A 20,199-nucleotide genomic window follows, 5' to 3' on the forward strand; every position below is an offset into this window, starting at 1 on the left:
ATCTCCGGAGACCGGGGCCGGGGCCCCGGAGCGGCAGAGCCCGGGAGAAACGACAGGCGCCCCGGGCCTTGTCGGCCCGGGGCGCCTGGGAAGTCTGTCGCTTGTCAGTTGCTCAAGCAGCACGACCATGGCAGCCGGACGGGCCCGGTGCCATAGGTAAAGACGAAGGTCAGGTGCTTGTGCATGGCGCACAGTATGGCCCGGGAGCGGTCCCGGGGCCAATGCGCATTCGGATGGTGAGACAAAAGCAAGCACCCGCGCCCCGGTAGAATCGACAAATACAGACCCCCTCCACCGCCGGAAGGCCGCTCCCGTGCCAGCAGCACCCCCCGCCGCCCCCGACGTCGTGCTCGTCGTCGACTTCGGCGCGCAATACGCTCAGCTCATCGCCCGCCGCGTCCGTGAGGCCCGGGTCTACAGCGAGATCGTGCCCAGCACGATGCCCGTCTCCGAGATGCTCGCCAAGAACCCCCGGGCGATCATCCTCTCCGGCGGCCCCTCGTCGGTGTACGAGGAGGGCGCGCCCCGCCTCGACGACGCCCTCGGCCTCTTCGAGGCCGGTGTCCCGGTCTTCGGCATGTGCTACGGCTTCCAGCTGATGGCCACCACGCTCGGCGGCACGGTCGACAACACCGGCGCCCGCGAGTACGGCCGTACGCCGCTGCACGTCTCCAAGCCCGGCTCGACCCTCTTCGAGGGCACGCCGGAGGAGCAGCCGGTGTGGATGTCGCACGGCGACGCCTGCTCGGAGGCTCCCGAGGGCTTCACCGTCACCGCGTCCACGGACGTCGTGCCGGTCGCCGCCTTCGAGAACGACGAGAAGAAGCTCTACGGCGTGCAGTACCACCCCGAGGTGATGCACTCCACGCACGGCCAGCTGGTCCTGGAGCACTTCCTCTACCGCGGCGCGGGCATCGAGCCGACCTGGACCACGGGCAACGTGATCGAGGAGCAGATCGAGGCCATCCGTGAGCAGGTCGGCACCAAGCGTGCGATCTGCGGCCTGTCCGGCGGTGTGGACTCCGCCGTGGCCGCCGCGCTCGTGCAGAAGGCCATCGGCTCCCAGCTGACCTGCGTCTACGTCGACCACGGCCTGATGCGCAAGGGCGAGACGGAGCAGGTCGAGAAGGACTTCGTCGCCGCCACGGGCGTCCAGCTCAAGGTCGTCGACGCGCAGGAGCAGTTCCTGGTCGCGCTCGCCGGGGTGAGCGACCCCGAGGAGAAGCGGAAGATCATCGGCCGGGAGTTCATCCGGGTCTTCGAACAGGCCCAGGCCGAGATCGTCGCCGAGGGCGCCGCCGACGGCGAGGCTGTCGAGTTCCTCGTCCAGGGCACGCTCTACCCGGACATCGTCGAGTCCGGTGGCGGCACCGGCACCGCCAACATCAAGTCCCACCACAACGTGGGCGGCCTCCCCGAGGACCTGGAGTTCAAGCTCGTCGAGCCGCTGCGCCAGCTCTTCAAGGACGAGGTCCGCATGGTCGGCCAGGAGCTGGGCCTGCCGGACGAGATCGTCCAGCGCCAGCCCTTCCCGGGCCCCGGCCTGGGCATCCGCATCGTCGGCGAGGTCACGCGCGAGCGCCTGGACCTGCTGCGCGAGGCCGACGCGATCGCCCGCGAGGAGCTGACCGCCGCCGGTCTCGACCGCGAGATCTGGCAGTGCCCGGTCGTCCTCCTGGCCGACGTCCGCTCGGTCGGCGTCCAGGGCGACGGCCGCACCTACGGCCACCCGATCGTGCTGCGCCCGGTGTCCTCCGAGGACGCCATGACGGCCGACTGGACGCGCATGCCGTACGAGGCCCTGGAGCGGATCTCCACGCGCATCACCAACGAGGTGCGCGACGTCAACCGCGTGGTGCTGGACGTGACCAGCAAGCCGCCGGGGACGATCGAGTGGGAGTAGTGCTCCCGTAGGACCAGAAGGTCAACGCCACCGCCGTCGCTCATTCGTTTGAGCGGCGGCGGTGGCGTTTGCGGTGGGTACGCTGGCTTACGGCCGAGAATCCCGTCCATGAGGAACCATGACCGCTGAGCCCGCGCACGCCTGGCCGGTGCCGCCGCAGGACGGGTACACCGTGGACGACCTGCTGACGTTGCCCGACCTCCCGCCGCACACGGAGTTGATCGACGGGAGCCTGGTTTTCGCGAGCCCGCAGCGTGATTTCCACAGCATTGTGATCGATCTGCTGGTGAACGGTCTGCGTCGCACCGCGCCGCCCGAGTTCCGGGTTCGGCGCGAGATGGCCGTGGTGATCGACAAGCGCAACGGCCCGGCTCGATGCCCCCTTCGAGGTTGACATCGATCTCGCTGAGATCAACGAGCTGTAGCGGCGTTCCTGCTGCACTTCTGGCCTCCTCCCGCACCCGGCGGTAGCTTCCGTCCACAGCCATGGATCACGGAGGAGGCCCCCATGCCCGAGGCCGGCGCCAGTGTCACCGCCCCCGAGCCCATACCCACCGACCGGCTCCACTTCGCCATGCCCCCGAAGCACGACTCGGCCGAGGGCGAGCGGCAGTACCGCAAGGAGCGGCTCGCGGCGGCGCTGCGGCTCTTCGGGCGGTTCGGCTTCGAGGAGGGCGTCGCGGGGCACATCACCGCGCGCGACCCGGAGTTCACGGATCACTTCTGGGTCAATCCGTTCGGGATGTCGTTCAAGCACATCACCGTGAGCGATCTGATCCTCGTCAACCACCGCGGGCAGGTCGTCCAGGGCCGCCACCACGTCAACCAGGCGGCCTTCGCGATCCACTCGCAGATCCACCGGGCCCGGCCCGACGTCGTGGCCGCCGCGCACAGCCACTCCACCTACGGGCGGGCGCTGTCCGCGCTGGGCGAGCTGCTGGAGCCGATCACCCAGGACGTGTGCGCCTTCTACCAGGACCACGCGCTCTTCGACGACTACACCGGAGTCGTGGTGGACGAGGAGGAGGGGCGGCGCATCGCGACCGCCCTGGGCCCGCACAAGGCGGTGATCCTCCGCAACCACGGACTGCTGACCGTCGGCGACTCGGTGGACGCCGCCGCGTGGTGGTTCATCACGATGGAGCGCTCCTGCCAGGTGCAGCTGGTCGCCAAGGCCGCCGGGAAGCCGGTCCTCATCGACGCGGCGAGCGCCGCCCACACCCGCGACCAGCTGGGCAACGACCTGGTGGCGTGGATCAACTACCAGCCGCTGTACCAGCAGATCACCCGCAGCGAGCCCGAGCTGCTGCGCTGAGACCGGCGCGGGCCGGGTCGCCGGGCGACGGGCCGGGACCCCCGCCCGTCGGCGGGGGTGGCTCGTCCTCCAGGGCTCCTTTGCATTGCTTTTACCTTGTTTACGATGGATGGACAGCCGGGGCGTACGGGGGCGCCCCGGCTGTGTCATGCGTCCGGAAGAACCACTGGCAGGAGCACCATGCGCCTCTCCCGTTCCCGCAGTCTCGGGCTGTCCGCCGCCCTGGCCCTGGCGGGCCTGGCCGTCACCGGATGCGGCGGGGGCGCGGAGGCCGAGGAACGGCCCGCGAAGTCCGCCGCCCTGGCGCCCTCCGCCTCCTCTTCCGCCGCGCCCACGGAGAAGCCCGCGCCGCCCGCGCAGACGCTGACCGGCGCCGCCAGGGTCGTACGCCCCGAGATCGCCCCGGAGGGCGGCGAGACCGTCGGCGTGGGCCAGCCCATCGCCGTGGTCTTCAAGCAGCAGAAGGTCTCCCGGGAGCTGCGCGCGGGGATCGAGGGGCGGCTGAAGGTCTCCACCTCGGCGAAGGTCCCCGGCGCCTGGCACTGGAACGAGTCCAAGGGCGACACCCGCGTCCACTTCCGCCCCGAGAAGTACTGGCCGGCCGGCACCGAGGTGACCCTGGACGCCCGGCTCGCGGGGGTGAAGCTCGCCGAGGGGACCGCCGCCGACCGCGACCGGAAGATTTCCTTCACCATCGGCGACTCGATGGTCAGCACCGTGGACCTCAAGGCCCACAAGCTCACCGTCGTGCGCAACGGCGAGACGCTGCGCACGATCCCGGTCAGCGGCGGCGACGAGAGCAAGGGCTTCGGCACCCGCGAGGGCGCCAAGACCATCCTCGCCAAGGAGGGCCGGGTCGTCATGGACTCGCTCTCCATCGGCATCCCGCGCAACCACCCCGACGGCTTCTACGGCTCGTACGACTACAGCATGCGCGAGACGATCAGCGGCGAGTACGTGCACGCGGCCCCCGACAACGCCGAGTCCTTCGGCAAGGAGAACGTCAGCCACGGCTGCATCGGCATGTCCGCCGAGGATGCCAAGTGGCTGTACGGGCTGAGCCGCAAGGGCGACGTCGTGCAGGTCACCGGCAGCACCAAGCCCAAGCCCATGGACCACTTCGGCAACGGCTACGGCGACTGGAACCTCACCTGGGAGCAGTGGCTGGCGGGCAGCGCGCTGGGCATCCGCACCGGCGGCTGAGCCCGCTCCCACCCTCCCCGGCCGGCTGTCCAGAGCCTGTGGACAACTTCGCCACCCGCATGCGCCGAGGTTGTCCACAGGCCTGAACATCGAACGTCCGCCGCGCGTATGGTCGGGTGACGACGGGTCGCGCAGGCGAGCGGACGAAGGAAGAGGTGGCGCGGGTCATGACGTTCATCGGTCGTGAGGAGATGCGGACGCGGACGCCGGTGCCGACGGGGGCGGACCGGCGGGCGGGCCTCTCCCGCTACGCCCTGCTGCCGCTGCGCCTCTTCCTCGGTGTCACCTTCGTCTACGCGGGCCTCGACAAGCTCACCGACTCCGCCTTCATGGCGAGCGACGGCCAGGGCTCGATCGGCGCGCTCATGCACGCGGTGCGCGACACCGCCGCCGTCCCCGGCCTGGTCGACCTGGCGCTGAAGAGCCCCGTCGGCTTCGGCTGGGCGATCGCCCTGGGCGAGCTGGCGGTCGGCCTGGGCACCCTGTTCGGGGTCTTCGCCCGGCTCGCGGCGGCCGGCGGCGCCCTGATCTCGCTGAGCCTGTGGCTGACGGTCAGCTGGACCACCACGCCCTACTACTACGGCAACGACCTGGCCTATCTGATGGCCTGGCTGCCCCTCATACTCGCGGGCGCGCCCCTGCTGTCGGTGGACGCGGCGTGGCACCGCGCCCGTCTCCGGCAAGGGCGCGCCCGGCGCGGCACGCTGTTCAGCTGAGCCCGGCCGGGCGGCCGGGGCGGCCGTCCACCCGGTCCGCGCCGCGCGCCCGGTGGCGGCGCACGGCGAAGGCGAGGGCGGAGAGCACTCCGCCCAGGCAGAGGCCGGCGGCCATGGCGGGCAGCAGTGCATAGGAGGGGAAACGCCACCAGCCGGCGGCCGCGGCCAGATAGGCCGCGCAACCCCCCAGCAGGACCAGCCCGATGACGAGCCTTCCGGGGTCGAAGTCATGCCGCCGCACGGACCACCTCCACCTGGCCGAGACCGGCCTTGAGCCGTAGTTCCAGCGTTCCGTGCGCCGTGTGGCCCGCGGCCGGGCGCAGGGTCGTCCGCTTGTGGGTGCCGGGGCGCACGTCGATGTCGCCGGGCTGCTCGCCGGGCAGCTGGATGTCGCCGACACCGACCTCGATGTCCAGCTCGGCCGTGGCGTCCGGGGGCAGCACGACCTTGAGCCGGCCGGCGCCGACCTCGGCGCTCGTGGTGAGCGCCGGCCCGCCCTGGGCGAGGGGCACCCCGGTCAGGTCCAGCACGCCCTCGCCGCTGCCCACCAGGTAGTGCCGCTGCACGTCCGTCAGGGCCGCCGGGCGCCAGGTGGTGCGGGTCCACTCGGCGGTCACCGTCTTGGGCAGCGCCGCGGCGCCGCACAGCAGCGCACCGGTCAGCACCGCCGAGACGATCGTGCCGCCGCCCGTGCGCCCGTACACCGAGCTGACCACGATGCCCAGGCCGTAGACGCCCAGCGCGCAGGCCAGGCCGATCTCCAGGGAGGTGCCCAGTGGCCGGTGATGCCAGGTCAGGCCCGTGCCGAGGGCGAGGGCGGCCATGGCGAGCAGGAAGGTCCAGCCGCCCAGCCGGGGGCCGGTGGGCACCGGCACGGCCCGCTCCCGGGCCGCCTTCTCCGCGTCGTACGGGCCTTCGTCGGGACCCCACAGATAGCGGGTGCCGGAGCCCGGCGCGGCAGCAGCCGGGTCCCGGACGGGGTCGCGCCACCAGGAGGGGCCGCCCGGGGCCGGGGGAGCCTGCGTCTCCGGCGGAGCCTCGACGGTCTTGTGCGGCTTGTGGGCCTTGTGCGCTCCAGGGACCGAGGGCTCCGCGGTGCCCCCCTCCTCCTCGCCCTCGGCCGGGTGGTGGCGCTGCTGCGACCAGTACGCGGCACCGCTGATGGCGATGGCAAGCATCAGCCCGAAGGCCATCACGCCGCCGTTGTTGAGCATCGACAGGAACAGGCCGCAGCCCACCAGCGCGCACAGCAGCGCCGTCAGCGCCGGGCCCTCGACCCGGCCCGACAGCATCCGGCGGCCCTCGTTCTCGTCCTCGCCCTCGAGCGGGATCAGCAGCCATGCGAAGCCGTAGACGATCAGCCCGAGCCCGCCGGTGGCCCCCAGCACGCCGAGGACGACACGGAAGACGACGGGGTCCATATCGAAGCAGCGGCCGAGTCCCCCGCAGACTCCGGAGATCACCTTGTGCTCGCGGCTGCGCCGCAGTGGCGGCCTCGTGACCTGCTCGGCGGTCGGTGGTGCGTCGGTCATGGGGACATGGTGTCAAGCGGAACGAACGTGCGGCATCCGTGGCGACCCTGGCCGTTCCCTGAGATCGTCCCTTAGAACTGACGGTTAGGGTGTCGCATCGAACACACACAGGGGTATCCGGAGGGGCGCGCGGTGGATGGGGCAGGGCGCGGGGCCGCGTTCGGCGCGGTGCCCGGCGGGACGGCCGAAGCGGGCAGGATCGTCGCCGGGCGGTACCGCCTGGCCGAGCGCATAGGCCGGGGCGGCATGGGCACCGTCTGGCGCGCCGAGGACGAGTTGCTGGGCCGTCAGGTGGCGGTCAAGCGGCTGCACGTCTCCCTGGGCCTGGAGGAGGACGAACTCGCCACCCTCTACGAGCGCACCCGCCGCGAGGCCCGCAGCGCCGCCCGGATCAGCCACGGCAACGTTGTCGTCGTCCACGACGTGGTCGACGACGGCGGTCTGCCGTGCATCGTGATGGAGTACGTGCCGTCGACGACGCTCGGCGACGTGCTCAAGCGCGGCACCGTCACCCCCGACGAGGCCGCCCGCATCGGCCGCGGCATGATCGCGGCCCTGCGCGCCGCACACGCCGCCGGAGTCCTGCACCGCGACGTCAAGCCCGGCAACGTGCTGCTCGGCCACGACGGGCGGGTCGTCCTCACCGACTTCGGCATCGCCCAGTCCACCGGCACCTCGACCCTGACCAAGACCGGCGAGATGGTCGGCTCGATCGACTACATCGCCCCCGAGCGGGTCAAGGGCGCCAAGCCCGGCCCCGCCGCCGACCTGTGGGCCCTGGGTGCCACCCTCTACCAGGCCCTGGAGGGCAGACCTCCGTTCCGCCGGGACACGGCCGTCGAGACCGCGTACTCCATCGCCATGGACCCGCTGGAGCCACCCCGCAACGCGGGCCCGCTGACCCGGCTGGTCGAGACGCTGCTGGCCAAGGACCCCGCGCTGCGGCCCCCGGCCGAACTGGTCGAACAGATCCTGCGCGAGCCCGCGGCCGAGCCCGAGACGGCCTCCCTCCAGGTGCCGCCGCCCGCGACCGCTCCAGAGCCCACGACCGCCCCCGCGCCGCCCGTGGTGCCCGAGCCCCGGCCAGCGCCAGCGCCCGCGGCCGCTGCTGCTGCCGTCCCGACGGCCACGGCACCGACCGTGCGGGCCACGCCCGCACCCGAACGCCCGCGCCGTGCCCGGACGGTCTGGTGGCTCGCGACCGCGGCCGTCGTCGTGGCGGGCCTCGCGGCCGTCGCGTACCTCCTCCCCCAGGACGGCGGCGACGACGAAGGGGACGAGTCCACCCCTGCCACCGAGCAGAAGGCCGGCCCGAGCCCTGCCCGGGACATCGCATCCACCGCGCCTTCCCAGCAGCCGCCCGCCGTGCCCAAGGGCTACCACCTGGTCAACGCGGAGGAGGTCGGCGTCTCCTTTCCCGTGCCGGACGGCTGGAAGCGCAAGAAGGTGCCCGACAACGACGCGATCGTCTTCGTGGACCCGAGCGGGCTCGTCGGTCTGCGGATCAACGTCCTGGACTTCGCGAGCACCGATCCCCTGCAGCACTGGAAGGACGACGAGACCAAGTCCGTCGCGGAGGGCAAGCTGCCCGGTTACAAGCAGCTGCGCATGCAGAGCACGACGTACCGAGGGCAGCCGGCCGCGATATGGGAGTTCACCTTCCAGGGCCAGGCACGCGAGTTCCGGGCCGTGGACCTCGGCTTCGGCCGGCCCGGCGAGAAGGAGTACGCGATCTACCTCTCGGCGCCGAAGGCCGACTGGGAGAAGCACAAGAAGGTCTTCGACGACGTCAAGGACGGATTCCGGCTGCCCGCCGGGCACTGAGCCGGTATGAGGGAGCGATCAGGGGTGACCCTGATGCCCCCGCCTTCGCCCCCATGTGACGATCAGTTCATGACCACCGCTCCACGCCCCGACAGCCCACCCCTGCGCAAGCTCTACCGCAGTGCCGACGGGCGGATGCTCGGCGGCGTTGCGCGCGGGCTCGCCGGACACCTCGGAGTGCCCGTCTCCTGGGTGCGGCTCGTCTTCGTCGCGCTGTTCATGGGCCACGGCATGGGCGCACTGCTGTATGCGGTGTTCTGGTTCGTCGTGCCCCTCGGCATCGGCGGGGTCGAGGTGCCGCGCCCGGTGGCCACCGAGGTCACCCCGGACGGTCGCCGCAGGCTCGTCCGCAAGCCCGACCGGGGCCAGGTCTTCGCGCTCCTCGCCATCGTCATCAGCGCCGCGGTCTTCATCGACCGCCTGGAGCTGGGGCGCGCCAACACCTATGTCTGGCCGCTGCTCCTCATCGGCGCGGGCGTCGCCCTCGTCTGGCGGCAGGCCGACAACGCCCGCCGCGCCCACTGGATGGAGGTCGGCCGCAGCAAGCGCGTCCTGCCGGTCGCCCGTGCCGCGGCGGGCGTGCTGCTCGTCGGCGTCGGCGCCACGGGCATCGTCGTGCTCCAGGGCTCGGCGGAGCACCTGGGCACCGTGCTCCAGGCCTCGCTCGCCGTGCTGGTCGGCATCGCGCTGCTGGCCGGGCCCTCGGTCGTCCGCATGGCCCAGGACCTCTCCGCGGAGCGCACCATGCGCATCCGCGCCCAGGAGCGTGCCGAGGTCGCCGCGCACGTCCACGACTCCGTCCTGCACACCCTCACCCTCATCCAGCGCAATGCGGAGGACTCCCGCGAGGTCGCCCGCCTGGCCCGGGCCCAGGAGCGGGAGCTGCGCGCCTGGCTCTACAACCCCGAGGGCCGGGGCAAGGAGGAGGCCGAGGAGCCGCAGACCCTGGCGGAGGGCGTCCGGGCCGCGGCCGCCGAGGTGGAGGACTACCACGGGGTGCCCATCGAGGTCGTCGTGGTCGGCGACTGCCCCCTGGACGAACGGCTGGGCGCCCAGCTGCAGGCCGCCCGTGAGGCCATGGTCAACGCGGCCAAGTACGGTGGCCAGGGCGGCGCCGTACAGGTCTACGCCGAGGTCGAGGGGCGCACGGTCTTCATCTCCGTGCGCGACCGGGGCCCCGGCTTCGACCTGGACTCGGTGCCGGACGACCGGATGGGCGTCCGCGAGTCGATCATCGGCAGGATGCAGCGCAACGGCGGCACGGCGAGACTGCGTTCCGCGCCCGACGGGGGGACCGAAGTGGAGCTGGAGATGGAGAGGGCGGAGAAGGCGTCATGACGACCGAACAGACGGCCGGGCAGACGGCGGAGCGACACGTCAGGGTCGTGCTGGTGGACGACCACCGGATGTTCCGCACGGGCGTGCAGGCCGAGATCGGGGCCACGGACCGGACGGGCGTGGAGGTCGTCGGCGAGGCCGCCGACGTCGACCAGGCGATCACTGTGATCACCGCGACCCGGCCGGAGGTCGTCCTGCTGGACGTCCACCTCCCGGGCGGCGGCGGGGTGGAGGTGCTGCGCCGCAGCGCCGCCATGATGGCCGATCAGGAGGCGCCCGTGCGCTTCCTCGCGCTGTCCGTCTCCGACGCCGCGGAGGACGTCATCGGCGTCATCCGCGGCGGTGCGCGCGGCTATGTCACCAAGACCATCACGGGCGCCGATCTGATCGACGCCGTCTTCCGGGTCAAGGACGGCGACGCGGTCTTCTCGCCCCGGCTGGCCGGCTTCGTCCTGGACGCCTTCGCGTCGACGGACGCGCCGCCGGTGGACGAGGACCTGGACCGGCTGACGCAGCGCGAGCGCGAGGTGCTGCGCCTGATCGCCCGCGGCTACGCCTACAAGGAGATCGCCAAGCAGCTCTTCATCTCCGTGAAGACGGTGGAGTCGCACGTCTCCGCGGTGCTGCGCAAGCTCCAGCTGTCCAACCGGCACGAGCTGACGCGCTGGGCGACGGCGCGGCGCCTGGTCTGACGCGAGCCCTGACGGCGGTCCGGCACGGCGCGGACCGCCGCTACCAGATCTGCTGGTGGTAGTAGGCGAAGCCGTCCGGGTTGCCCCGCAGACCGACGATGACGCGGTTGTCGGGCGTCAGGGTCAGGGCGGGCGGTGCGTCGGCGGAGTACTTGCCGGTGCCGGCGACGGCATCGGTGAGGGAGAAGTCACCGCGGTTGACGGCGTCCTGCCGGCAGACCGTGAAGTTGCTCTTGTCCTTGAGCTGGTAGACCTCCAGCTTCCCGTCCTGCGTCAGGATCGCCGCCGGGGTGGCGTCCGTCTCGCCCGGCAGCTTCTGGGGGTTGGCCCAGGAGCGGTGGCCCGGCCCGGCGCCCGAGTGGTAGCCGCTCGTACCGGAGCGCCAGAAGACCCGGACGTACTGATTGGCGTCGGTGACGGCGGATGGGGCGCCGCCGACGTTGGCGTTCGGGCCCGAGGCGCGGAACCACTCGCCCCAGTTGATGGTGCCGTTGGCCTTGTTCTGGGCCCTCCCGCTGATGCAGTGCCGGTCGTCGTGCCGGAAGACGAACAGCCGCCCCTGGTTGTTGCGGGCGACGGCGGGGGCCAGGGGAATCTCGCTGGTGCAGAGGTCGCCGCCCATCCCGTAAGGCTGGGTGAACTTCCTGGAGCCCGGCTGCTCCTGGGTGATGTGGCAGAGCTGCTTGCTGCTGTGGGTGAAGAAGACGGAGATCCGGCCGTCGGCGTTCAGCGCCGCCGTCGGGTCCCCGGCCACGGCCTTGTCGAGCAGCATCTTCGGCGCGGCCCAGTTGCTGTTGATGTCCGACTGGGCGTACTGCCAGAGAGAGCTGTCCGGCCCACGCCAGAAGACATAGGTCAGCCCGTCCGGACCGCGCAGGGCGGTGGGGCTGCCGCCGACATTGCCCTCGGTGCCGGTGGCCACGGCCCAGTTGTCGCACCAGACCTCCTTGCTCCGGAGCCACCACTTGAAGGCCAGGGCGTTGCTCTTCGTGCGGACGAAGTACTGGGGGCGGTTGTCGGCGCTGAGCGCCATCGCGGGTCTGCCGAGGAAGCCGGCCTCCAGGCCCGTGCCGCTGTGTTTGACGGGGTTCGCGTCCCATTTGAGACCTGAGGCGGTGGAGGGCGGCACGGGTGCTCCTTACCTGTGCGTGGTGTTCGTGGCGGCGGTCAGGCCCACTGCTGCGGGATGACATAGACCTTGTTGTCGGTCCAGCGCAGTACGAGGCAGATGCGGTTGTCGGGCAACAGGGTTGGTGCCATGGGCCCCAGCCAGCCGCTGCTGCTGATGGATTCGAAGGCGGAGAAGTCCGGGCTGTTGATGCGCTGTTGCCGGGCGATGGAGACGGATCTGCTGTTGGTGGTGTAGGCGAAGACTTCCACTACGCCGTCCTGCCCGCGGACGGCCAGCGGCGTCTCCCTGATGTCACCCGTGAGCGCCCGCGGAGGTGCCCACGCGGCATACGAGGCGTCCTGGGCCGTGTGATAGCCGGTGCTGCCCGAGCGCCAGAAGACGCGGACGCACTGGTTGGCGTCGGTGACTGCGGACGGACCGCCGTCTGCGGGGCCCTTGTCGGCCGAGATCGGCACGGGCTTGCTCCAGCTTTCCGTCGCGTCCGCCTCGGTCTGGGAGACGGCCAGGACGTCACCGTTCTTGGCGGTGACAAAGACGTGCAGCCTGCCGTCCCCGCTCCGTGCGGCGGCAGGGGCGAACCGGGTCCTGTCACCCGCGTCGCCGCCCAGCACGTTCGGGTCGTCGCTCCAGCCGGTGTAGTCCGTCCGCTGCTGGTAGACGTGGCACAGGCGACCGCTGGTGTCGTTGTAGAAGACGGAGACCCTGTTGTCAGCGTTCAGAGCGACGGCGGGGTCGCCCCCGACGTCCATCGCGATCCGCTGGGGAGTCGTCCAGCCACTGTTGATTGACGACTGGCGCAGCCACCACAGCTGTCCGTTGGCAAGCCGCCAGAAGATGTTGACGGAGCCGCTCGCATCACGCAGCGTGGCCTGGCAGCCGACCGGGTTGCTCGTTCCGTCGTACGTCCCCCATGCCTCCCAGGAGTTCCATCCCAGGTCGCGCTTGTGCCACGTGTGCGCGAGGCTGCTGCTTTGCCGCCCGGTGATCTGCAGCCGGGCGTCCGCTTGCGGAGCGGCGCACGGCACGTCCAGGAGAGCAATCGTCTTGAGTTCGGTGCTGTCGGTCGTCCATTTGAGCCCCGAAGCGGTGGCAGGCGGCATAGGTCCTCCCCGTGAACACGATGCGGAGTCGACTGATTACGGAGAGTATCAGCTCGGGGTGGAGGATGCCACCACCCCCGCCCCCGGCATACGCCCCCGTCAAGCAGTCGCGGAACCTTCCCGCCCTCCGCCGCATCTAGACACAGGCGAGAGGCGCAGAACCGGAAACGAGAGCCCGATGACCCCATGAGCCTGACGGGAACCCCCTTCTTCCTGACCGCGATAGTCCTGGTCGTGGTGGCCCTCGCACTGCCGCTCACGCTCTGGGGAAAGATCGGCGGGCCCAAGCTCGTACGGCACGTGACCCGGTTCTTCATGCTGCTGTTCGCGCAGGCCACGGCGATAGTCCTGGTGTTCGTGATCGTCAACAACACCAACGGGCTCTTCGACAACTGGGCCGATCTGTTCGGCACCGGCGACCACGTCAGGGCGGCGGCCGACCTCGGGCCGGACGGCACGGGCGGCAAGTCGGTCAAGGACGAGCCGAAGGTGCTGCAGAAGTTCGCGCCGGCGTCCGACAAGCGCATGGGGCCCGGGGTCCAGGAGACCGAGCTGAAGGGCCGGATATCCGGCGTCGAGGGCGAGGTCTACGTCTGGCTGCCGCCGCAGTACGACGACCCCGCGTACAAGGACAAGAAGTTCCCCGTGGTGGAGGTGCTGCCCGGCTTCCCCGGCTCCGCCAAGGCCTGGTTCGGCACCCTCGAGGTCAATTCGCAGCTGAAGCCGATGATGCAGAAGGGCGAGGTCGCGCCGTTCATCATCGTGGCCCCGCGCACCACGCTGCTCGGCGACGTCGACAGCGGCTGCGCCAACATACCCGGCAAGGTCAACGCGGACACCTGGCTGAGCGTCGACGTCCGCAAGATGGTCCTGGACAACTTCCGGGTGTCCGACAAGCCCGACGGCTGGGCCGTCGCCGGCTACTCCGCGGGCGCCCACTGCGCCGCCAGGCTCGCCATCGCCCACCCCGACCGCTACCGCGCGGCGGTGAGCCTGTCCGGCTACAACGACCCCGCGGGCGAGCCCTCGTCCCTCACCGCGAAGACGCCGCAGCTGCGCGACGAGAACAACCCCCTGAAGATGCTGGAGCGGGCCAAGACCCCGCCGCATCTGGCGCTGTTCTTCTCGGGCGCGGAGGCCGACGGCTACCAGGGCGGGCAGGCCGTCAAGCAGGCGGCCAAGCCGCCGACGACCGTACAGGTCACCTTGATACCGGCGGGTGCGGGCGGCCACGGGACGGCCGTGTGGAAGCGCCAGGTGCCCGACGTCTTCCGGTGGCTGACCAAGCAGGTCTCGTACTGATCGAGTACTGATCGAGCCGATCAACCGCGGTCGTCACACCGGCCGGGAGGCGCCCGCGAACGGCATCTCGTCGACCGGGGCGATCCGCACGGGCGCCCCGGGGTGCGGGGCGTGGATCATCTTGCCGTCGCCGATGTAGATGCCCACGTGGCTGATGCCCGGGTAGAAGAACACCAGGTCGCCCGGCGCCAGGTGGTTCCGCGCGACCCGGTGCCCGGCGTTGATCTGGGTGTAGGTGGTGCGCGGCAGCGACACCCCGGCCGCCTGCCAGGCCGCCTGGGCCAGCCCCGAGCAGTCGAAGGAGGACGGGCCGGTCGCCCCCCACACATAGGGCTTCCCGAGCGCCGAGTAGGCGAAGGCCACCGCCTGCGCGGCGCGGGACGAGGGAGCTGCCGCCCCTGTCGCCCCTGCCGCCGACCGTACGGCGTCCCCTGCGGCCTCGGCCGCTCCCTTGACGTGCGAGACGGTCGCGCCGGCCGTCGCACCGGTCGCCGTGTCCGCGCTCTCGACCGCCGCGCGCTCCTCGGTCGGCAGCTCGGCCAGCAGCTTCCTGGCCTTGTCGAGCTGCGCCTCGATGGTGCGCTTGTGCTGCGCCAGCTCGGCCTGCTCGCCCTTCAGCTCGGTGAGCCGGGTGCCGGCGGTGCTGCGCACCCGCTGGACGTCCCGGAGTTCGTGCCGCACCTGGGCCACGGCCGTGGCCTGCCGGGAGCCCGCGCGGTCGGCCAGCGAGGCCTCGTCCAGGAAGCGGTCGGGCGAGGAGGAGAGCAGCAGCCGGACGCCGACGGGGACGCCGCCGGAGCGGTACTGGGCGGTGGCGAAGGAGCCCAGGGCGTTGCGGGCGGCGTTGAGCCGCTCGGTCTTGCGGGCGGCCTCGTCCTGGAGCCGGTCGAGGGCGGCCCGGGCCCGGTCGGCCCGCTCCTTGGCGCCGTTGTACTGCTCGGTGGCGGCCTCCGCCTGCTGGTAGTACCGGGCCACCTGGGCCTTCGCCTGGGCGGGGGTGAGCGCGGGGGCGGCGTGGCCGGTGCCCTCGAGGGCGGTGGCGGTGGCGGCTCCGGCCAGGGCGAGGGTGGCCGCGGTGCGGGCGGTGCCGCCGGCGAGCGGGTGCTGCTTGGGCTTTCGGTGCGTCGCCACCTCGGCCGTCACTTCCTTCCGGTCCGCAAGGGATGGCGGCGGCGGCCCGCGCGAGGGGGGTGTGGGCGGGCCACCGCCGTCTGGAGGAGGACGCTAAACCGCAGGGTCACCCGGAAACGGGCATGACCGGTATTGCCCCAATTCCGATGTTCGGCGACCGCACGTGGCCGGTCGGCCCCGGCCGGTTCGGAAGGATGTGGCCGCGGAGTGATCGAAGCGCGGATCCCGCCCCACCTGGCGGCCGGGGGGTGGTACGGGCCCGGTTAAGGTCGGGCCTCATGGACGTACTGATTCACGCCGTCGTCGGTCTGCACATCGTCGGCATCGCCTCCCTGCTGGGCGGCTTCCTGACCCAGATGAAGGCCATGGGCAAGGGCGAGGCGCGCATGGTCCCCGCCATGCTGCACGGCGCGCTGACCATGCTGGTCACCGGGGTCGCGCTGGTCGGCCTCAACCAGGCCGAGGACCACACGATCAACACCTTCAAGATCGGCGTGAAGCTGGCGCTGCTGATCGTGATCCTGGGCCTGGTCTACGTGAAGCGGGACGACGAGAAGGTCGAGGCGGCCGCCTTCGGCACCGTCGGCGCACTGACCGCGGCGAACGTCTTCATCGCCGTGATGTGGGTCTGATCTTCCGTGATGCGGGTCGGGCCTCCCGCCGGTGGGCCCGGCCTCCTCCCCGCCGACCGCGCCCCGCTGTGGGCGTGGCCACCTTTGACGGGATCCGGGACCGGCTGTCAGTGGGGCGGCCTAGACTCGGGAGGCGATGAGCAGCCTCTTTGACGACAGCTTCCTGGCGGATCTGGCCCCCTCCGACGAGGAGCACCCCCCGCCGCCCCCGGAGGACGCGACCCCGGAGCCCCTGCCGGACGACCTGTTCGGCGGGGCCTTCGACGTACCCGTGCCGCACGAGGCCTACTACCGCGACGGTGCCGCGCGCCCCGTCGTCGACCCCGCCGCGCTGCTCGAGGGGATGAACGACCAGCAGCGTGCCGCCGTCGTGCACACCGGGTCGCCGCTGCTGATCGTCGCGGGCGCCGGGTCCGGCAAGACCCGCGTCCTCACCCACCGCATCGCCCACCTGCTGGGCGCGCGCAACGTCCACCCCGGGCAGATCCTCGCGATCACGTTCACCAACAAGGCCGCGGGCGAGATGAAGGAGCGCGTCGAGCAGCTCGTCGGCCCGCGCGCCCACGCCATGTGGGTCATGACCTTCCACAGCGCGTGCGTGCGGATCCTGCGCCGGGAGAGCAAGAAGCTGGGCTTCACGTCCTCCTTCTCGATCTACGACGCGGCCGACTCGAAGCGGCTGATGGCGCTCGTCTGCCGGGACCTCGACCTCGACCCGAAGAAGTTCCCGCCGAAGTCCTTCAGCGCGAAGATCTCCAACCTGAAGAACGAGCTGATCGACGAGGAGGCCTTCGCGGCGACGGCCGCCGACGGCTTCGAGAAGACGCTCGCCCAGGCGTACACGATGTACCAGGCACGGCTGCGCGAGGCCAACGCCCTGGACTTCGACGACATCATCATGACCACCGTCCACCTCCTCCAGGCGTTCCCGGACGTGGCCGAGCACTACCGCCGCCGCTTCCGGCACGTCCTGGTCGACGAGTACCAGGACACCAACCACGCCCAGTACACCCTGGTGCGCGAGCTGGTGGGCACGGACGAGAACGCGGGCGAGGAGGGCGTCGGCGAGCTGTGCGTGGTGGGCGACGCCGACCAGTCGATCTACGCCTTCCGCGGTGCCACCATCCGCAACATCCTCCAGTTCGAGGAGGACTACCCCGACGCCACCACGATCCTGCTGGAGCAGAACTACCGCTCCACGCAGACGATCCTGAGCGCCGCGAACGCGGTGATCGAGCGCAACCAGAACCGCCGCCCGAAGAACCTGTGGACCGAGGCCGGGGCGGGCGCCGCCATCACCGGCTACGTGGCCGACACCGAGCACGACGAGGCCCAGTTCGTCGCCGACGAGATCGACCGGCTGACGGACTCCGGCGACGCCAGGGCCGGGGACGTCGCCGTCTTCTACCGGACCAACGCCCAGTCCCGCGTCTTCGAAGAGATCTTCATCCGCGTCGGCCTGCCCTACAAGGTCGTCGGCGGCGTCCGCTTCTACGAGCGCAAGGAGGTCCGGGACGTCCTGGCCTACCTGCGGGTGCTCGCCAACCCCGAGGACACCGTGCCCCTGCGGCGCATCCTCAACGTCCCCAAGCGCGGCATCGGCGAGCGCGCCGAGGCCATGATCGACGCGCTGTCGCTGCGCGAGAAGATCAGCTTCGCCCAGGCGCTGCGGCGCGTGGACGACGCGTACGGCATGGCGGCCCGCTCGGCGAACGCGGTCAAGCGCTTCAACGTGCTGATGGAGGAGCTGCGCACCGTCGTCGAGTCCGGGGCCGGGCCCGCCACGGTGCTGGAGGCGGTGCTGGAGCGCACGGGCTACCTCGCCGAGCTGCAGGCGTCCACCGACCCGCAGGACGAGACCCGCATCGAGAACCTCCAGGAGCTGGCGGCCGTCGCGCTCGAGTTCGAGCAGGAGCGCGAGGGCGAGGAGCCGGGCACGCTGGCCGACTTCCTGGAGAAGGTCGCCCTCGTCGCCGACTCCGACCAGATCCCGGACGAGGACGAAGAGGGCACGGGCGTCATCACGCTGATGACCCTCCACACGGCCAAGGGCCTGGAGTTCCCCGTCGTCTTCCTCACCGGCATGGAGGACGGCGTCTTCCCGCACATGCGCGCCCTCGGCCAGGCGAAGGAGCTGGAGGAGGAGCGGCGGCTCGCCTATGTGGGCATCACCCGCGCCCGCGAGCGGCTGTACCTGACCCGGGCGAGCATGCGCAGCGCCTGGGGCCAGCCCGCCTACAACCCGCCGTCGCGGTTCCTGGAGGAGATCCCCGAGCAGTACGTGTCGTGGCGCCGCACCGGGCCCGCCACGCCCTCGGCGTCCTCGCTGGGCGCCGGGTCCGGTATCACCTCGGGGTTCTCGTCGCGGAGCACGTCCCGGCCGCAGCCGAGCGGTTTCGCGACGCGGCGGGCCAAGGAGCGGGAGGTGGTGGCGCTCGTCATCGGCGACCGCGTCACGCACGACTCGTTCGGGCTGGGCACGGTCGTGGCCGTCAAGGGCAGCGGGGACAACGCCGAGGCCACGATCGACTTCGGCGACGAGAAGCCGAAGCGGTTGCTGCTGCGGTACGCGCCGGTCGAGAAGCTCTAGCTCTTTTGCCGGGGGCGCGGTTCCGTCTGCCGGGTGCTGTTGGTCGGCGGCTGCGGGCCGTCTGTGGCCTGGTCGCGCCCCGGCGACGGAGTCGCATATCGACGCAGCCCCGCGCCCCTACGTCGGGTCGAGGTCGTGGCCGCGCAGCCACGGCAGCGGGTCGACGGCCGAGCCGTTGGGCCGCACCTCGAAGTGCAGGTGCGGTCCGGTGGAGTTGCCGGAGTTGCCGGAGTAGGCGATGACGTCCCCGGCCTTGACGGACCCGGACCGGATCTTGGTGCTGCTGAGGTGGCAGTACCAGGTCTCCGTTCCGTCCGGTGCCGTCACTATGGCCATGTTGCCGTAGGCCACGTTGTACTGCGTGCGGACGGTGCCGTCGGTGGCCGCCATGACGGGCGTGCCGTACGAGACGGGGAAGTCGATGCCGGTGTGCACCGACATCCAGTTGACGCCCGCCTGCCCGTAGTAGGCGCTGAGCCCGTGCTGGGTGACGGGCAGCGAGAACTTGGGCCGCTCCCGCTCCTTGCGGGCGGCCTCGTCGGCCTTGCGCTTGCGCTCCTCGTCCTGGCGGGCCTTGAGGTCGATGCGCTCCTGGGTGCGGTTGGCGCGGGTGGCGAAGTCGTCGGCGCCCCGGCTGAGGCCGGCCAGCTGGGTGTCCAGCTTGCTGTTGGCCGCCGAGAGCTTGACGGACGTGTCCGGGGCCGCGGCCGCGGCGGTGTGCGTGGTGTCGTCCTTCTTGCCGCCGGTCACCACGGAGGCGGCGGCGATGCCGGCGACGCCCATCACGGCGACCGAGGGCACGGCGACGGTGAGCAGCGCCTTGCGGCGGGGCCGGTAGCCGGCCCGGGAGGGGGCGCCCTTGCGGCGGTTGGCGCGGGCCGCGTGGGCGTCCCGGTGCGCCGGGGCCGGGGCCGCTTCGGGTGCCGTTTCCGGTGCCGCGGTGTCCTCGGGCTCCGGGGGCTCGACGAACGACATGGTCCGGGTCTCGGCGTCGGCCACGGCGCGGGCGGCGGGCGCCGGTGCGGGCGCGGCCCCGACCTCGGAGAGGTCGACCATGACCGTGGGGGTGCGCTGCGGCTCGGCGGCGGGCCCGGCTCCGCCCGGTTCCGGGTGGTGGTCGTCCATGGACGCGTAGGCGCTGGTGTCCCACATCTGGGTCGGCTGGGCGCTGATGTCCCACTGGCCGGACTGGCTGGACTGACCGTGCTGGCCGGCGGCGTCCCAGGAGGTGGAGGCGTACTGCCCGGTCGACTCCCAGGCCTGTGCCTGTGCCTGGCCGTGGTCGTAGGTGCCGGTGTCCCTCCCCCAGACTTCGTCCGGGCGGTGCCCCCAGCCCGAGTGGTAGCCGTGCCCCGAGGTGTCGTACGAACCGGCCGCCGGCGCGGCGGTGCTCCAGGCACCCGAGTCCCACTGACCACTGTGAGCGCCGGAGACGTCCCACTGGCCGTCGGCGCTGGGCGTGTCGGACTGCCCGTTGCCGTAGGCGCCGGTGTCGTAACCGCTGAAGTCCCAGGTCTGGGTTTGGCCGGTGACGCCCCATTGGCTGGTGGTGTCCCACTGGCCCGAAGTGCCGCTCGTGCCGCTCGTGCCGGAAACGTCCCACTGGCCGCTGTCATGGCCGTGGTAGCCGTCGTAGCCGGTGAAGGTCTGCTGAGCGCTCTGCTGCCCGTACGGCATGTAGTGCCCATAGGAGGCATCGGGAGCGGGAACGGTCGGGCCGGGACCCGCCGACGGGTGACGGTCGTTCACCACCAGTTCCATTTCGCCTTGGCAGCAGGAGAATTAGCGG

General features: G+C 71.5%; 16 protein-coding genes and 1 pseudogene. 11 read left to right on the forward strand and 6 right to left on the reverse strand.

From position 1 onward, the window contains the following. The first annotated feature begins 313 nt into the window (after positions 1-313). The 5 genes and pseudogenes from guaA to AC1Z4A_RS19180 all read left to right on the forward strand — a co-directional run bounded on the left by guaA (position 314) and on the right by AC1Z4A_RS19180 (position 5,137). Positions 314-1,903, forward strand: coding sequence for a glutamine-hydrolyzing GMP synthase (gene guaA, locus AC1Z4A_RS19160; protein WP_483680413.1), 1,590 nt, complete (start codon positions 314-316; stop codon positions 1,901-1,903). Between the two features lie 118 nt (positions 1,904-2,021). Next, positions 2,022-2,273: pseudogene (locus tag AC1Z4A_RS19165) on the forward strand (Uma2 family endonuclease); the annotation flags it as partial. Positions 2,274-2,411: 138 nt separating this feature from the next. Then, positions 2,412-3,218, forward strand: a complete 807-nt coding sequence (locus tag AC1Z4A_RS19170; RefSeq protein WP_483680417.1) for a class II aldolase/adducin family protein — start codon at positions 2,412-2,414, stop codon at positions 3,216-3,218. A gap of 180 nt (positions 3,219-3,398) precedes the next feature. After that, positions 3,399-4,421 (forward strand): L,D-transpeptidase, encoded by a 1,023-nt coding sequence (locus AC1Z4A_RS19175; protein WP_483680419.1) that lies wholly within the window; start codon positions 3,399-3,401, stop codon positions 4,419-4,421. 191 nt (positions 4,422-4,612) lie between these two features. Continuing rightward, entirely contained in the window at positions 4,613-5,137 is a 525-nt protein-coding gene (locus tag AC1Z4A_RS19180) for a DoxX family membrane protein (RefSeq protein WP_483683645.1), read from the forward strand. On the opposite strand, the gene AC1Z4A_RS19185 is transcribed toward AC1Z4A_RS19180, so the two are convergent. Next, on the reverse strand, positions 5,130-5,378 hold the full coding sequence (locus AC1Z4A_RS19185) for a hypothetical protein (protein ID WP_483680420.1): 249 nt from the start codon (positions 5,376-5,378) through the stop codon (positions 5,130-5,132). The genes AC1Z4A_RS19180 and AC1Z4A_RS19185 overlap by 8 nt on opposite strands. Further along, positions 5,365-6,669, reverse strand: a complete 1,305-nt coding sequence (locus tag AC1Z4A_RS19190; RefSeq protein WP_483680421.1) for a PspC domain-containing protein — start codon at positions 6,667-6,669, stop codon at positions 5,365-5,367. The genes AC1Z4A_RS19185 and AC1Z4A_RS19190 overlap by 14 nt, the downstream gene beginning before the upstream one ends. Before the next feature lie 246 nt (positions 6,670-6,915). Between AC1Z4A_RS19190 and AC1Z4A_RS19195 the strand changes: the two genes are divergently transcribed. From AC1Z4A_RS19195 to AC1Z4A_RS19205, 3 genes are all read left to right on the forward strand, one after another. Next, positions 6,916-8,493 (forward strand): protein kinase domain-containing protein, encoded by a 1,578-nt coding sequence (locus AC1Z4A_RS19195; RefSeq protein ID WP_483683646.1) that lies wholly within the window; start codon positions 6,916-6,918, stop codon positions 8,491-8,493. A 69-nt stretch (positions 8,494-8,562) separates the two neighbouring features. Then, complete coding sequence (locus tag AC1Z4A_RS19200; RefSeq protein ID WP_483680422.1) at positions 8,563-9,831, forward strand: PspC domain-containing protein; 1,269 nt, start codon at positions 8,563-8,565, stop codon at positions 9,829-9,831. Beyond that, positions 9,828-10,523 carry a LuxR C-terminal-related transcriptional regulator gene (locus tag AC1Z4A_RS19205; RefSeq protein WP_483680423.1) on the forward strand — a complete coding sequence of 232 codons (696 nt, stop codon included), beginning with the start codon at positions 9,828-9,830 and terminating at the stop codon, positions 10,521-10,523. Before AC1Z4A_RS19200 ends, AC1Z4A_RS19205 begins: the two co-directional genes overlap by 4 nt. A 40-nt stretch (positions 10,524-10,563) precedes the next feature. On the opposite strand, the gene AC1Z4A_RS19210 is transcribed toward AC1Z4A_RS19205, so the two are convergent. Together AC1Z4A_RS19210 and AC1Z4A_RS19215 are read right to left on the reverse strand one after the other, a co-directional pair. Next, the gene (locus AC1Z4A_RS19210; RefSeq protein ID WP_483680424.1) at positions 10,564-11,652 is read right to left on the reverse strand and encodes a DUF8189 domain-containing protein; all 1,089 of its coding nucleotides are present in this window, start codon (positions 11,650-11,652) and stop codon (positions 10,564-10,566) included. A 38-nt stretch (positions 11,653-11,690) separates the two neighbouring features. After that, positions 11,691-12,755 carry a DUF8189 domain-containing protein gene (locus AC1Z4A_RS19215; RefSeq protein WP_483680426.1) on the reverse strand — a complete coding sequence of 355 codons (1,065 nt, stop codon included), beginning with the start codon at positions 12,753-12,755 and terminating at the stop codon, positions 11,691-11,693. A gap of 186 nt (positions 12,756-12,941) precedes the next feature. Here AC1Z4A_RS19215 and AC1Z4A_RS19220 point away from each other — a divergent pair, with 186 nt between their 5' ends. Next, complete coding sequence (locus AC1Z4A_RS19220) at positions 12,942-14,057, forward strand: alpha/beta hydrolase (RefSeq protein ID WP_483680429.1); 1,116 nt, start codon at positions 12,942-12,944, stop codon at positions 14,055-14,057. Between the two features lie 33 nt (positions 14,058-14,090). On the opposite strand, the gene AC1Z4A_RS19225 is transcribed toward AC1Z4A_RS19220, so the two are convergent. Beyond that, complete coding sequence (locus AC1Z4A_RS19225) at positions 14,091-15,188, reverse strand: C40 family peptidase (protein ID WP_483680431.1); 1,098 nt, start codon at positions 15,186-15,188, stop codon at positions 14,091-14,093. Positions 15,189-15,466: 278 nt separating this feature from the next. Between AC1Z4A_RS19225 and AC1Z4A_RS19230 the strand changes: the two genes are divergently transcribed. Continuing rightward, complete coding sequence (locus tag AC1Z4A_RS19230) at positions 15,467-15,820, forward strand: hypothetical protein (protein ID WP_483680433.1); 354 nt, start codon at positions 15,467-15,469, stop codon at positions 15,818-15,820. Between the two features lie 136 nt (positions 15,821-15,956). After that, entirely contained in the window at positions 15,957-18,410 is a 2,454-nt protein-coding gene (gene pcrA / locus AC1Z4A_RS19235; RefSeq protein ID WP_483680435.1) for a DNA helicase PcrA, read from the forward strand. A 117-nt stretch (positions 18,411-18,527) separates the two neighbouring features. On the opposite strand, the gene AC1Z4A_RS19240 is transcribed toward pcrA, so the two are convergent. Further along, a complete protein-coding gene (locus AC1Z4A_RS19240; protein WP_483680438.1) occupies positions 18,528-20,159 on the reverse strand; it encodes a M23 family metallopeptidase in 1,632 nt (543 codons plus the stop codon). Positions 20,160-20,199: the final 40 nt, after the last annotated feature.

The sequence above is a fragment of the Streptomyces sp. 17_S59 genome (assembly GCF_056930295.1).